This window comes from Streptococcus suis (assembly GCA_002831545.1).
Classification (GTDB): domain Bacteria; phylum Bacillota; class Bacilli; order Lactobacillales; family Streptococcaceae; genus Streptococcus; species Streptococcus suis_P.
On the sequence record CP025095.1, the window covers coordinates 567,189 to 580,883 of the forward strand.

The following is a 13,695-nucleotide window of genomic DNA, read 5'->3' on the forward strand; positions in this document are numbered from 1 at the left end:
CCAGCTTTGTTTTGAGGCATATTCTTAGGAATGAGCATGGGCAGATTATACTCAACAAAAATCAAAAGCAAACCAGTCAAGTGTTTTTAAACCATTGTCTACTAACAATTGGTTTTAAAATAGACCAATCTAACTCTCGTATTACTTCTTGAAGCTTGTTTATCACATCGTCTAGTGTTTTAAAAGCTTTATTCTTAAACCCTCTCTTTCGAATCTCAGCCCAAACTTGTTCAATTGGATTCATTTCAGGAGTATAGGGAGGAATAAACTCAAAACCAATATTATGTGGTTTCTCTAAGGTACTTGATTTATGCCAAACGGCATTGTCCATCACTAATAAAATATAATCGTCAGGATAAGCTTCAGATAGTTGTTTGAGAAAAACATTCATCCAATCTGTATTACAGCCCCCAGCGATAATGAAGAAGGACTCTCCTGTATGGGCATCAACAGCACCATAGCAATAGCGATACTCACGAATATAGTGACTATGTACATGCGGTCTCACCCCTTTTGGTGCCCAGGCCTTCCCAATTTTACTGATCCGACCGAAACCCGCCTCATCTTGATACATTAGCCTGACTTTATGATAGCGACGACTATTCTTGAAGCGCTTTCCTGTTTTCGTGAATGAAGATTTTATTTTTAGACGCTAGAATCGTTTCGGCGTCTGCTTTTTTAGGGTGTTCTGGTCTTGGCGTCACTTTGCGCCAACCATGGCGTTTAAGAATGGCATAGAATCCTTCCTTGGTCGTAGGGTGTCCAACCCGTTTCTGATAAGCTTCATAGAGAGAGTTTATCGTCACAAATTCGCCATTTAGTGAGGCTGTTAACTGTTCTTTTAGAAACGCTTCCTCTTCTTGAAGGGTTAAATATTGACGGTTCCGTCCACCTCGCGTTTCTCTTACTAGAGCTGAAATCCCCTCAAGTTCGTACTTGCGCTGTAAGGACCAGATTGTATACTTTGAATAGCCGATGAGGTTAGTGATTTCCTTATAGCTAAGACCTTCTGCTCTGAACAAGATAACTTGAAGTCGTCTATGAAATGGAGAATAGGTTTTATCTTTCAAATAAGTTTTTAATTCTTTCGTTTGTTCGATAGTAAGTTTCATAAATCTATTATAGGTTAGTTTTTGTTTTTTGAATAGTATTAGATAAAAAACAAACGAAACATAATACTATGTGAGATTGGTTTTCTATAATTAGAGTAGGCACTGTGTGTGTTGAGTATTAAATGATAGAAAACAAGGAGAAAAAATGAATAGACAGACTGAAATTTTTTCGTTGAGAAAGAGTAAGGTTGGATTAGCTTCTGTTATGATTGCGCTTATGTGGTTTGGAACAGTTGTAAAAGTTGATGAAAGTAACTTATCGGTTAAAAGGAAAGATTTTAGATAGGTCACTGAAAAATATTTCACTAGTTGCAGTAATGAAAAATTTTGATCATCAGAATCATCTATTTAAGCAAATCGTTTCGGTTGCTAGTTTAGAATTGACTCTTAAGAAGTTAGAGCAGGTAAATCCAAAGTCGAATAATTTAGATTTTAGAAATCCAAACACTGAGAAACCAGAAAAGAAAGCACCTTCAGTTCCTGAGGTAGACAAAGAAACTGAAGCTCCTATAGAAGGTTTAAAATCAAAAGATAAGATTACCGTTACAGTTAAAGGAGGGGAAAATTCAGAAATTACGGATTTGGATTTCTATTATTATATTTATCAAGGTAATTTCCAAAGAACAATTTCTGCAGGGACAACGTTAGCAGAATTTTTGAAAGAAATTGCTATTAAAGAAGCTCCGCTTGATAATGATCGAAAACCGAATGATGTTATTCTAAAAAAAGGTTACAGGGTTTCGAAATGGGTAGATGATAAGAATAATGTAATACAATCAGATCAAATATCAAGGCGGATACGGAGGCATTAACCGATGCAAGCCTTGTGACAATAGAATCTAACCAAACGTTAGAAGAATAGCCATTGACAGTTGAAGAACAAGATATAAAAGGAGCTGAGAATGGAGAAAATCAAGCCGATAAAGTTCCAAACCAGTCTGCTAACCTAGAGGAAATCGAGAATGTCATTTCTGAGCCAAAGGCTGAAGCAACCCCAGAGCCAAAGGTTGAGGATTCAACCCTTTCTGAATTTACACCGCGTGCTGTAAGGTCAGCTGAAAATAATTTGGATATGGAATCCCTCCCTGTTACTCCAGAATTGCCGAATGAGAAACAACTGGCTTACATCCAAGATACAAACTATCCAGGCAAACCATTTCAAGTACAGCAATCCGTTTTGATAGAAGCAACTTCCGTAACCGATAAAAAAATTGAGTGGAAAGTGACTTTCAAATCTAGAGATTGGGCATTTTATGAATCAATTGGTGGATACTATTTTATCATTCCAGATGGCTTAAAACTAACTAAGTTAGTAGATCAGAGTAACACGGATATTTTAAATCACTATAAGTCAGAAGGTGCTGGTGGGGATGAGTATAGGGCGTTTGAAAATGGAAAGGGAGAATTTGATGCGCAATGGGGTCGGTCTGCAGGGTTTATGGACAATGCTATATTTAATAAATGGAAGGAAGAAAATCGTTTCTCAAAAATTCTCTTTCGAGACTACCGCAGAGATGTACAGACCGTTACTTATAAATTAGAGTCTGTCAATCTATAGGCTGAGATGAGATATGGATATTGATTCTGAGAAGTATAGTTGGGCATAAATATAAATTTCAAAAAAATATTGATAATAAAATGTATAAAATCAACGTTCTTAGCAACACGATTTTATGCGTTTTTTGGCACTCTTTTCTCTAAATTACATAAAATAAACCACCCGTTTTCACGGGTGGTCATGACTAGTAGGTATCCACTCAGTCTTTGGTGATATGAGGATAGCTTGTGTTCAAATTATCTGTTAGATAACTAGTATAGAATATATGATAGAATAGTTAAACCGATAACATCAGCCACCGCATGTGCTAGGAAAAATGGTAATAAATTTTTAGGTTTTATTTTTTGATAAAGTAGATAGAAAATAGTTCCTAGAATTAAGCCTAAACCGAGTGCACTAATTAAACCTTGATAGGTATGGAAACTGCATCGAATAATTAATGAATATAAAAATGCCCATTTTGCATATTTAGGGTTAACCAGTAAGCACAGGTTAAGGAAGAAAATTTCTTCATAAAATCCGTTCAACAATGAGTACAAAATCAGTGATAAATCAATGTTAGGAAATAATTGAAACATGGATGGAGTGTTGGAAGCTAGAAACTGATAGGATACTAAATGATAGATATCCAAGCATAATGCAGAGAAAATGAATAAGGCAACAGCTTGTAATGGAACCCAAGGAGTAATAAAAATATGTTTTTTCCAAATTGAGAAATCAAAATTTCGGAGTAATAGATAGAAGATGGCTATTGTGAGCCAAACTAACTGTAGAGCCAAAGCCTTATAATTGTCCATTGTTGAAAATGTCAAATTTTCTTGAAGAGTTGTAGTTTGATTTTGTAAGGCTATGTATTGGAGAGTAGAGTTGATGATTCCATCTCCAAATAAAATAATTGTTAGAATGAGAATATCAAACCATTTTAATACGGTTAATTTTTTTGGACTCCACATAATGGGATAGCTCCTTTCATTTTTGTTTAGTTCAGTTTATCAAACAAATCTATATATGTCCTTGGTTTCATCTGTTTTTTATCTGTTTTAAACAGAAGAAGTCAAAAGAAAGCTGAAATAGCAGAACATGATGCTCTATTTATCTATGATAGAGTTGCACCATTGTACGAATCGGTATATAATTGTATAATAATATTTTATAATAGAACTTTACGAGGAGGTATAAAAATGTCAAGGATCTTGGTTGTCGAGGATGACATAGTTATTAGTCAAGTTGTTTGTGAGTTTTTAAAAGAATATGGTTATCAGGTAGAATCTGTTTTTGATGGAAAGGTTGCTTTAGAAAGGTTTCAAGAAGAACAATTCGATTTAATTGTTTTAGATATCATGATTCCGTCTATGACAGGTTTGGAAGTACTGAAGGAAATTCGCAAAACTTCTCAGATTCCAATTTTGATGCTGACAGCCATGGGTGACGAATATACACAGCTTATTAGTTTTAATCAGATTATAAGTGATTATGTTGTTAAACCATTTTCACCAACTATATTGGTAAAACGGATTGAGAATATTTTGAGAGGAAAAGGAGATACAGATAGCATTGAGATAGGAACAATTCTTATTCAACCAACTAGTGGGGCAGTTTATATGGAAGAAGAAGAAGTTCAATTAACAAAAAAAGAATATGAAGTTTTACTATATTTAGCTAAACGACGTGGGAAAATTGTTAGTCGTGATAACTTGATGATGGGAATATGGGGATATACGGAATTGGATAGTCGTGTCTTAGATAATCATATCAAGAATATACGTAAAAAATTGCCGTCACTTCCTTTGAAGACAGTTGTTGGTCGTGGTTATCAAATAGAGGATACTTGATATGGGGATTGCTAGAAAAAATTTCATAGTTGTTGCTGTGATGATTTCTTTCATCTCTGTAACATTGTTAGGGTTATTGTATTATGCTATGCCTATATATTATAATCAGGTTAAGAAACAGGAATTGAGACATGATTATATGACTGTGGCTAAACAATTGGATGGGATGCCAGAAGCTAAGATTATATCTGAGATTGATGATTACGACAGAAAAACTCCGAAGATTATTATTAGTCTTTTTTCGAGTGATAGAGAAATTATTTATCCAGACCCCAATGATGAAATGGCCAAAAAGTATGAGAAAGAGTATTTAGAAAATGGAGATTTTGATGAAATTGGTTCTGGGGGCGTCGAGATAACATCGGCAGAAGGAGTTACATATTATCTGTTATTTAATTATGGATTCCACTCATTATCGGATGTCAGTCAAACATTGGTAACTTTTTATCCATTCATATTGCTGTTGATTATTGTTCTGGCAGTTTCGGTAGCTTTTGTTTACAGTAGGCTGTCCACTCGTAGAATAGCAAGAATTTCAGAAACAACAAGACGGATGCAATCGTTAGAGTCTGGAATCAGTTGTGCTGTTGTAGGAACAGATGAAATAACAGCATTGGCTCAGGATATTAACAGCCTGTATAGCAAGTTATTGTCAAGTATCGATGAATTAAGAACGGAAAATGAACGTGCTATGGCACGTGAGAAGGAGAAGTCTGATTTCCTCCGTATCACATCACACGAATTAAAAACTCCAATAGCTAGTATGTTGGGGTTAGTCGAAGGCATGATTTATAATGTGGGGCCATTTAAGGACCATGATACATATTTAAAAAAATGCAAGGAAATCTTGCAGGAACAATCTGAGCTAGTTCATTCTATTTTAGAAGCTACAAATCTTGATATGGCTTTAAAGGAAAGCAGAGAACAAATCCGATTAGATCAGTTGATTGATTCCTCTTTAACAAGTTATCAGAGTTTGGCAGAGGTTAAGGGATATCAATTTGAAGTAGAACTATCACCGGTTCTCATTGAAGGAAATCCTGATTATTTCTTAAAAGCTATTAAGAATATTTTAGATAATGCCTTTCGGTACTCATGTAAAGAAGCTACTATTCGTGTAGTACTGCGCCAAAATCAATTAATAATCGAAAATCAGGTTGAACGTGTTTTAAGTGACGAGGAATTGGATCAAGTCTTTCGTCCATTCTATCGTCCAGACTACAGCCGTGATAAGAAAGATGGTGGTACAGGGATTGGTTTGTTTATTGTACAGAAAATATTGGAAAAACACGGCTTTCCGTACACTTTTTATGCTTCTGATACACAAACTATGCGCTTTATGATTCATTTGCAATCTAATGAATTGATATAGGTAAAATTATAATATAGACATTTAGTTTTTCTTTTATTACTTCGACGTAAGGAGGCTGGGCAAAAAGTCCAGCGCCACTTCTCAGGGTTTGTGTCAACATCTCAGCGCAGTGGTTGATTGGCAGATTTGTTCGTGTTTTACACTCCAAATCTGACCTAATCAACTGTGCGGGGGTGGGAAAACGAACTCTTCTATGGATGGTCGAGTTCTTTCCCACTCCCTATTTCCAACTTAAAACATTCCACTGGATTGTTTGAACTCGCTTTGCTGTACTCTGCAGGGGTGACTTGCTCCGCAAGTGCTATCTCCAACCTTGCACAGTCACTCGACTGTACAAGCTGTCTGCAGCTATTGAAGCGAACTTGCTTCGCCCTATCTCCAACCTCCAAAGGTTCCCCAAACCTTTGGAGCGAGTACTAAAAGTAAACTAAAAGACTATAAAAGAGACATGATTTCATCCATTTTTGAAAACAGGTCTCTTTTATTGTAGTCTCAAATGGAAAAATGGAAAATAGGAAAAAAACAGGAGAGGAATAGAATGGCGACAGTCTAACCTTGTATAATGAATGTGTTTGATAAAATCTATTAAAATACAGGAGGGATTTATGGTTGTTTTTTTGGTTATTTGTATTTTTTTGGTGAGAATCTATTTTTTGAAGATTTCCATTAAAAACGAAAAACGGATTTTGAAAAACGGCGGTTCAGAATTTGGTGTTCAAAATACTAAATTATTAACAGTTGTACATATTCTATTTTATTTATCATGTTTGGTTGAGGCAGTAGTGCGACACGCCAAGTTTGATACGCTTAGTAGCTTAGGTTTGATATTCTTGCTGTTTTCAATGGGAATGTTATTTTGGGTAACACGATTGTTAGGTGATATTTGGACAGTTAAGCTCATGTTGGTAAAAGATCATCGTTTTGTTGATCATTGGTTGTTTCGTGTTGTAAAGCATCCTAACTATTTCCTAAATATTATACCAGAATTAATCGGTTTAGCTTTATTGTGTCATGCAAAATATAGTTTTCTCATCTTATTTCCAGTCTACATGGTTATCTTATACAGACGTATTCACGAGGAAAATAACTTGTTGAAAACAGTGATTATTCCAAACGGAACTGTGCAGTCTGCAGCAGAGATAACTGGAAATAATTAAAGTTTGCTAAATAATAATTGTGATATTGTTTGAAACTAGGATACCGCTCTAATTAGAGTTGATGAGTAAGTTTACATGATTCAGTTTTCATATTTAAAAGTGGTACCGTATGTGTAAATTGGCTTCTGTCAGTTGTATATTATAAAGAAACTCTTGCAAAAGTGTATGTTGTAAGAGTTTCTTTATTGCTACGAGAGGCTATGGATGTTTACGGTTTCTCTACGGAGAATGTATCGGCGTGGGCAAGGTCACCATAGGTATAGCCGAGGTTAAACCATTTTTTCCTTTGCTCAGAAGTGCCGTGGGTAAAACTGTCTGGAACAGTACGGCCGTAGGCTTCCTGCTGAAGAGTATCGTCACCAACTGCATGGGCAGCATTCATGGCTTCGTCAATATCACCAGCATCCAAGATGCCTTGTCCATCAACATATTTGGCCCAGGCTCCTGCATAATAGTCAGCTTGCAATTCTAAGCGAACATTTAGCGCATTGCCTTCCTTATCGGATAGTTGAGCCCGTTTTTGATGGTAGGCCCCAAGAACTTCTAATTCATTTTGAACATGGTGACCAACTTCATGAGCGATGACATAAGCCGTGGCAAAGTCACCAGCAGCCTTATACTTGCTAGACAATTCTTGATAGAAAGAAGTATCAATATAAATCTTGCGGTCAGCAGAGCAATAGAATGGACCGGCTTGGGCGGAACTCACTCCACATCCAGTTTGGGTCTGGTTAGTATAGAAAACCATAGTCGGTGCATTGTAGGTTAAACCATTGGCTTTAAATTCTTGGACCCAAAAATCTTCTGTCGATCCTAAAAACGTACTCATGAATTCAGCATCTGCATCAGACACATCTGTACCAGTCCTTGTGACTTGACTCGATTGGTAAGGATTAGTCCCAGTTGATGGGGAAAGCAGCCCACCAAGGTTTGACATGCCTCCGAAGGCTAATAAAAGGACAAGAACAAGTAGTTTTCCTTTCCAACCAAGTCGTGAAAAGAGTAGTCCCAATAGAACATTTCCGCCAGATGAACCAGACGAGAAAGATGAGTTAGAACTGGATTGTCCCCTGCGGTCCTCAATGTTAGAACTTTTTCGTAAATCATCAATTTTCATATAAATCTCCTTAGAACCTGTCAACAAGTTCTTATATTCTCACAAACTATTATATAGCAAATTGTTGAAAAAACACAGGAAAGCTATCGGAAATAATAGGCATAGTTCTGTATAAAAGTGCAAAATTTGGTATAATAGTAGGGATACAATATAGAAGGAGTGGACATGGTTGAATATTTATCGGTTAGTCATCTAACTAAGTATTTAAAATTAAAGTTTGACCGCGATCCGTATTTGGAGAAGGTGTATTTGACAGGTCAAGTGTCCAACTTCCGTAAACGCCCTAGCCATCAATATTTTTCGCTCAAGGATGACAAGGCAGTCATCCAGGCGACTATGTGGGCGGGAGTCTATAAGAATCTGGGCTTTGAACTTGAAGAGGGAATGAAAATCAATGTCATTGGGCGCATTCAGCTCTATGAACCAAATGGTTCTTATTCCATTGTCATTGAAAAAGCTGAGCCAGATGGTATTGGAGCCTTGGCAATCAAGTTTGAACAGCTCAAACAAGCTCTGACACAGGAAGGCTTATTTAAAGAAGAATTCAAGCAAGCCTTGCCACGGTTTACCAAGAAAATCGGTGTCATTACTAGTCCAAGTGGAGCCGTTATTCAGGATATTATTACAACCGTTAGCCGACGTTTTCCAGGCGTAGAGATTATTCTCTATCCGACCAAGGTGCAAGGAGATGGTGCTGCTCAGGAGGTTGTTACTAATATTCAAAGAGCCAATGAACGGGATGACTTGGATGTTCTGATTGTTGGTCGTGGCGGTGGTTCTATCGAAGACCTTTGGGCTTTCAATGAAGAAATTGTGGTTCGGGCTATTTTTGAATCCCGTATTCCTATCATTTCCAGTGTGGGTCACGAAACGGATACGACTCTGGCAGACTTTGTGGCAGACCGTAGGGCAGCCACTCCGACAGCTGCCGCAGAATTAGCAACACCTGTGACCAAGGCAGACTTACTGGGCTACCTCAATCAGCAGGAAAATAGAGCCTATCAGGCTATGACCAATCGTTTGAAATTCCTAAGAGGTCAGCTTGAGAAAATTAGCCAGTCAGTCATGTTCCGCCAGCCTGAACGCTTGTATGATGGTTATTTACAAAAATTAGACCGCTTGACCAATCAATTGCAGACACGGATGAAAGAACTCTACAGCCAGCAGAAACAGGCTAGTCTCTTACTACAGCAACGATTACAAGGTGTGCATCCAGGTCGTAAAGTAGAGAGTTTCCAAGAGAGAATTATCCAGCAGGAACGACTCTTGAAGAGCAATATGGCTAATATCTATGACAATAAGATGGCCAAGGCGGACAAGCTGATTGAGGCCTTGACTATGCTGGATACCAGTCGCATCGTAGCCCGTGGTTATGCCATGCTTTTACAAGATGGTCGAGTTTTAGACAGTGTAGAAACGATACAAAAGGGTGAACACCTAACCATTCAGATGAGGGATGGTCAACTTGATGTGGAGGTAAATCATGTCCAAAAAGACAAAAACATTTGAAGAAAATTTAGCTGAATTAGAAGGAATTGTAACCAAATTGGAGCGTGGTGATGTTGCCTTGGAAGAAGCACTTGCCGAGTTTCAAAAAGGAATGGTCCTATCGAAAGACCTACAAAAGACACTAGCAGAAGCTGAAAAGACCTTGGTCAAGGTCATGCAGACGGATGGCAGTGAAGCGGAGATGGATTAATGGTTGATGTGAAACGGATTAATCAGGAAATTCGCGATTTTTATTACAACCGTGGAACAATTGTTTCGGAAGAATTAATTGATGCGATTTTGTATTCGATTGATGGTGGTGGAAAGCGGATTCGACCGGTCTTATTGCTTCAAATCGTGGAAGGATTTGGGGTCGAATTACAGCAAGCCCACTACCAAGTGGCCGCTGCCTTAGAGATGATTCATACGGGAAGCCTGATTCACGATGATCTTCCTGCCATGGATGATGATGATTACCGTAGAGGTCGACTCACCAATCATAAGAAATTTGACGAAGCGACAGCTATTTTAGCAGGCGATAGCCTCTTTTTGGACGCTTTTGGCCTCCTGTCTCTGGCTGATTTGCCAAACCAGGTTTTACTTGAATTGGTACAGCTTATGTCATTAGCATCTGGAACCTTTGGGATGGTCGGTGGTCAAATGCTGGACATGCTAGGTGAAGGAAAAAAATTGGAAATTTTTGACCTGATAAATATCCATAGCAACAAGACAGGTCGATTATTGACATTCCCATTTCATGCAGCAGGGATTATTACGCAACAGCCTAGTTCCGTTGTCGGTTCCTTGTGGCAAGCTGGGATGTTGATTGGTCATGCCTTCCAGGTTCGAGATGATATTTTAGATGTAACGGCAGATTTTGATGAATTGGGGAAAACGCCTCGGAAAGATTTGGCGGCTGAAAAAGCAACATATCCAAGCTTGTTAGGGTTAGAAGAGTCCAAATTCATTGTTCAGGATTCATTGAATAAGGCCGTGGCCATTTTTAAGGAATTAGAAGAACACAATGGCTTTAAGGGGCAAGAAGTGTATCAATTGATAGAAAGTTTACGAATCAATGGCTAAGGAAAGAGTAGATGTACTAGCTTTTAAACAGGGGCTTTTCGAGACGCGGGAGCAGGCCAAACGCGGTGTTATGGCTGGCTTAGTTATATCCGTCATCAACGGGGAACGCTACGACAAACCAGGTGAGAAGATTGACGAGGGAATTGAACTCAAGCTCAAGGGGGAAAAACTCAAGTATGTCAGCCGTGGTGGTCTCAAATTGGAGAAAGCCTTGCAGGTTTTCCAATTATCAGTTGAGGGTCAAACAACGATTGATATTGGGGCTTCTACAGGCGGATTTACGGATGTTATGTTGCAGGCTGGTGCCAAGCAGGTCTATGCTGTGGATGTAGGGACCAATCAATTGGCTTGGAAATTACGTCAGGATGAGCGTGTAATCAGCATGGAACAGTACAATTTCCGCTATGCTGAGTTGGGAGATTTCGAACTTGGTCAACCAAGTTTTGCGTCCATTGACGTCAGCTTTATCTCATTGAGTCTGATTTTGCCAGCACTCCATCGTATTTTAGCGGAGGGCGGCCAGGTTGTAGCCTTGGTCAAACCCCAATTCGAGGCTGGACGTGAACAGATTGGGAAAAATGGCATTGTCAAGGATAAATCCGTTCACTTGAAAGTCTTGGAAGATGTGACAAAAATGGCCGTGGAAACAGGCTTCTCAGTCAAAGCCCTTAGCTTTTCTCCCGTTCAAGGCGGTCATGGCAATATCGAATTTTTAGCGCACTTAGAAAAATCAACACAACCAAACCAGATTGATAAAGAGGTCATAACAACTACAGTCTATCAAGCACATGAGGAATTTAAAAAGGATGAATAAACGAGAACGATTAGAAGTCATTAAAGATTTGGTAGTCCGATTTCCTATTGATACACAGGAAGAAATTGTTGAACGTCTAGAAGCAATGGGTGTCAATGCGACACAAGCAACGGTTTCACGTGATATCAAGGAACTTGGCATTATTAAGGTTCCATCAGCGGATAAGGGATATATTTATGGTTTACCAAAGGCAGGTCTTGTTAAGGTAAAATCGCAGAATGTTTTTGAAGTCTCAGTGATGGATAAAATGATTAATCTCCGTCTGGTACCTGGAAGCTCTGCTGTGGTCAAACGCCGGATTTTGGAACAATTTCAAGAACATATTTTTTCAGTGATTGCTGATGATGACAGTATTCTGCTCATTGTTATAAACGAAGGCATTATTTCGCAAATTGAACAGACGGTTAGAGGGTGGTAGCCATGTTACTAGAAGTGTCCATTAAAAACTTCGCCATTATTGAGCAGGTATCACTGAATTTTGAAAACGGGATGACCATCTTATCTGGTGAAACAGGTGCAGGTAAATCCATTATCATCGACGCCATGAACCTGATGCTAGGGGCGCGTGCGACGACAGATGTTATCAGACATGGGGCCGCCAAGGCTGAAATTGAAGGGCTTTTTTCCTTTGAAAATGGCAGAGCTCTTGAGCAGATTTTGCTTGAACAGGGGATTGAAGTAGCAGACGAACTTATTATCCGTCGTGAAATCCTACAAAATGGCCGTTCGGTCAGCCGTGTCAATGGGCAAATGGTCAATTTATCAGTCTTGAAACAGATTGGGCAATATTTAGTAGATATTCATGGTCAACATGACCAGGAAGAATTGATGAAATCCCAGCACCATATCCGTCTTTTGGACAGTTTCGGAGAAGATGAGTTTTGGAGTCTTAAAGACCGTTATCAGACAACCTTTGATGCCTATCGCGACCTCCGAAAACGAGTTCTTGAAAAGCAAAAAAATGAGCAGGAACACAAGGCGCGGATTGAGATGTTGGAATACCAAATTGCTGAAATCGAAGCAGCAGATTTGAAGGCTGGCGAAGATATTCAACTCAATCAGGAACGCGATAAACTGCTCAACCACAAACAAATTGCAGATACACTGACCAATGCCTATGCACTGTTAGACAATGAAGATTTTTCAAGCTTGAACAACCTACGCTCAGCTATGAGTGACTTGCAAAGTCTGGAAGAATTTGATCCAGACTACAAACAGCTCTCTTCTAGCCTGACAGAAGCTTATTATGTCGTTGAAGATGTGACCAAGCGTCTCAGCGATGTGGTGGACAATCTAGACTTTGACGGCAATCGTCTCATGCAATTGGAAAGTCGTCTGGATTTGCTCAATACCATTACGAAGAAATATGGCGGAACTGTCGATGATGTTTTGGACTATTTTAGTAAAATCAGTGAAGAATACAATCTATTGACAGGCAATGATTTATCTGGTGATGATTTGGAAGTTCAGCTTAAGAACTTAGAGAAAGAATTGGTTGAACGAGCAGGTCAGCTCAGCCAATCACGCCATGAATTGGCTCTTGTTTTAGAAGATATTATCCGCCAAGAATTGCAAGACTTGTATATGGAGAAAGCTCGTTTCCAAGTTCGATTTACTAAAGGAAAATTTAATCGAGAAGGAAATGAAACAGTAGAATTTTACATCTCCACCAATCCTGGCGAAGACTTCAAACCATTGGTTAAGGTAGCTTCTGGAGGAGAATTGTCTCGCTTGATGTTGGCCATTAAGTCAGCCTTTGCCCGTAAAGAAGGTAAAACTTCTATTGTCTTTGATGAGGTGGATACAGGGGTGTCTGGACGTGTTGCCCAGGCCATTGCCCAGAAAATTTATAAAATCGGACAATATGGTCAAGTATTGGCGATTTCTCATCTACCACAAGTCATTGCTATTGCAGATTATCAGTTCTTTATTGAGAAAATATCCGACGAACATTCGACTGTTTCTCGTGTCCGTCTCTTGACCAAAGAAGAGCGTATTGAGGAAATTGCCAAGATGTTAGCCGGTGACAAAATCACAGATGCAGCCCGTAATCAAGCAAAAGAATTAGTAGAAAAAGGTTAGGCGACTAGCCTTTTTGCTTATGTCCAAAGTTTATTTTTTAGTTAAAATTTGTTATAATAGATGGCAAAATTGAAGAGAAT

The 13,695-nt window shown here is 38.6% G+C and carries 16 protein-coding genes; 12 read left to right on the plus strand and 4 right to left on the minus strand.

Features of this window, described 5'->3' with window-relative positions; translation table 11 throughout:
* Nucleotides 1–76: 76 nt before the first annotated feature.
* Nucleotides 77–1,112 (minus strand): IS630 family transposase gene (locus tag CWM22_02890; GenBank protein ID AUC90927.1). Its coding sequence is split into 2 segments (ribosomal slippage): nt 77–617 and nt 616–1,112, totalling 1,038 coding nucleotides; the frame shifts between segments, so codons are not numbered across the junction.
* A gap of 145 nt (nt 1,113–1,257) precedes the next feature.
* On the opposite strand from CWM22_02890, the gene CWM22_02895 reads away from it, so the two are divergent.
* Genes CWM22_02895 through CWM22_02905 form a run of 3 tightly spaced genes read left to right on the plus strand, consistent with a single transcriptional unit; the run spans nt 1,258 to nt 2,670 of the window.
* Nucleotides 1,258–1,398 (plus strand): hypothetical protein, encoded by a 141-nt coding sequence (locus CWM22_02895; GenBank protein ID AUC90928.1) that lies wholly within the window; start codon nt 1,258–1,260, stop codon nt 1,396–1,398.
* A gap of 31 nt (nt 1,399–1,429) precedes the next feature.
* Nucleotides 1,430–1,924, plus strand: coding sequence for a hypothetical protein (locus tag CWM22_02900; GenBank protein AUC90929.1), 495 nt, complete (start codon nt 1,430–1,432; stop codon nt 1,922–1,924).
* A 53-nt stretch (nt 1,925–1,977) separates the two neighbouring features.
* Complete coding sequence (locus CWM22_02905) at nt 1,978–2,670, plus strand: hypothetical protein (protein AUC90930.1); 693 nt, start codon at nt 1,978–1,980, stop codon at nt 2,668–2,670.
* Between the two features lie 251 nt (nt 2,671–2,921).
* Here CWM22_02905 and CWM22_02910 read toward each other — a convergent pair whose 3' ends face one another.
* A complete protein-coding gene (locus tag CWM22_02910) occupies nt 2,922–3,623 on the minus strand; it encodes a CAAX protease family protein (GenBank protein AUC90931.1) in 702 nt (233 codons plus the stop codon).
* A gap of 228 nt (nt 3,624–3,851) precedes the next feature.
* Between CWM22_02910 and CWM22_02915 the strand changes: the two genes are divergently transcribed.
* On the plus strand, nt 3,852–4,502 hold the full coding sequence (locus CWM22_02915) for a DNA-binding response regulator (protein ID AUC90932.1): 651 nt from the start codon (nt 3,852–3,854) through the stop codon (nt 4,500–4,502).
* 1 nt (nt 4,503) lies between these two features.
* Complete coding sequence (locus CWM22_02920; protein ID AUC90933.1) at nt 4,504–5,874, plus strand: sensor histidine kinase; 1,371 nt, start codon at nt 4,504–4,506, stop codon at nt 5,872–5,874.
* Here the strand turns inward: CWM22_02920 and CWM22_02925 are convergent.
* Nucleotides 5,858–6,091 (minus strand): hypothetical protein, encoded by a 234-nt coding sequence (locus CWM22_02925; GenBank protein AUC90934.1) that lies wholly within the window; start codon nt 6,089–6,091, stop codon nt 5,858–5,860. The two genes, CWM22_02920 and CWM22_02925, sit on opposite strands and share 17 nt — an antisense overlap.
* A 388-nt stretch (nt 6,092–6,479) precedes the next feature.
* Here CWM22_02925 and CWM22_02930 point away from each other — a divergent pair, with 388 nt between their 5' ends.
* Nucleotides 6,480–7,031, plus strand: coding sequence for a hypothetical protein (locus CWM22_02930; protein ID AUC90935.1), 552 nt, complete (start codon nt 6,480–6,482; stop codon nt 7,029–7,031).
* 208 nt (nt 7,032–7,239) lie between these two features.
* Here CWM22_02930 and CWM22_02935 read toward each other — a convergent pair whose 3' ends face one another.
* On the minus strand, nt 7,240–8,148 hold the full coding sequence (locus tag CWM22_02935) for a neutral zinc metallopeptidase (protein ID AUC90936.1): 909 nt from the start codon (nt 8,146–8,148) through the stop codon (nt 7,240–7,242).
* A gap of 165 nt (nt 8,149–8,313) precedes the next feature.
* Here CWM22_02935 and CWM22_02940 point away from each other — a divergent pair, with 165 nt between their 5' ends.
* From CWM22_02940 to recN, 6 genes are read left to right on the plus strand one after another with little or no spacing between them, the layout of a single operon-like run.
* The gene (locus CWM22_02940; protein ID AUC90937.1) at nt 8,314–9,657 is read left to right on the plus strand and encodes an exodeoxyribonuclease VII large subunit; all 1,344 of its coding nucleotides are present in this window, start codon (nt 8,314–8,316) and stop codon (nt 9,655–9,657) included.
* Nucleotides 9,632–9,847, plus strand: coding sequence for an exodeoxyribonuclease VII small subunit (locus CWM22_02945; GenBank protein ID AUC90938.1), 216 nt, complete (start codon nt 9,632–9,634; stop codon nt 9,845–9,847). The genes CWM22_02940 and CWM22_02945 overlap by 26 nt, the downstream gene beginning before the upstream one ends.
* On the plus strand, nt 9,847–10,719 hold the full coding sequence (locus tag CWM22_02950) for a polyprenyl synthetase family protein (GenBank protein ID AUC90939.1): 873 nt from the start codon (nt 9,847–9,849) through the stop codon (nt 10,717–10,719). Before CWM22_02945 ends, CWM22_02950 begins: the two co-directional genes overlap by 1 nt.
* Nucleotides 10,712–11,533: a TlyA family rRNA (cytidine-2'-O)-methyltransferase gene (locus CWM22_02955; protein AUC90940.1), complete on the plus strand. Its 822-nt coding sequence runs from the start codon at nt 10,712–10,714 to the stop codon at nt 11,531–11,533. Before CWM22_02950 ends, CWM22_02955 begins: the two co-directional genes overlap by 8 nt.
* On the plus strand, nt 11,526–11,951 hold the full coding sequence (locus tag CWM22_02960; GenBank protein ID AUC90941.1) for an arginine repressor: 426 nt from the start codon (nt 11,526–11,528) through the stop codon (nt 11,949–11,951). Before CWM22_02955 ends, CWM22_02960 begins: the two co-directional genes overlap by 8 nt.
* 2 nt (nt 11,952–11,953) lie before the next feature.
* Nucleotides 11,954–13,615, plus strand: a complete 1,662-nt coding sequence (recN, locus tag CWM22_02965) for a DNA repair protein RecN (GenBank protein ID AUC90942.1) — start codon at nt 11,954–11,956, stop codon at nt 13,613–13,615.
* Nucleotides 13,616–13,695: the final 80 nt, after the last annotated feature.